Here is a 553-nt window from a genome sequence, read left to right on the forward strand (position 1 = left end):
GCTTTTACCGTCAGACGCTGTTCTATAAATTACTAATGTATCTCCTGTTTTTAGGCGATCCGTTCCTTCCATAGCAGTAAGGTAAATCTTGTGTATGCTATTAGTGTGTGATGTATCCTTAATGAGTAATACAGGATCTTCATTCTTTAAAATAGAATCATATTCTTCATTCATAGCATCTTTCCATACTTGATGTTTGGAGGCATCAACAAATGTGGAAGGTTTTGAATCAATTACAGTATTTAAATGAGCTATGAGACTGGAGTACTTATCCGGTTTCTTTCTTTCTCTGAAGGTGCCCTTCGGTGCTGAGTGCCTTTCTGCTTCTCTCAATATTTCACGACACCAAGCTTGTTTCCTTTTGACAGGAGGAAGCTCCATTGGGAATTCAATAGAGTCTCTTGATGGATCTGCTTCAATCTCAGAGGCTTCCTCCCTCTGTTCATCTGGAGAAGGAGAGTCATGTGTTGGAGCTTCCTGCTCCTCTGTATCACATACAAGATCTCTGGCCCGTCGGAATGCTGTCTCTTCATGGAAAGTTACATCACGGCTT

Annotated in this window: 1 protein-coding gene; it reads right to left on the reverse strand. The window is 41.0% G+C overall.

What is annotated here, in order from left to right:
- Positions 1 to 553: hypothetical protein (locus NUW87_RS11585; protein ID WP_269028684.1), on the reverse strand; the 553-nt coding region annotated here is incomplete at both ends.

It is taken from the genome of Corynebacterium pilbarense, from assembly GCF_026930265.1.
Taxonomy (GTDB): domain Bacteria; phylum Actinomycetota; class Actinomycetes; order Mycobacteriales; family Mycobacteriaceae; genus Corynebacterium; species Corynebacterium pilbarense.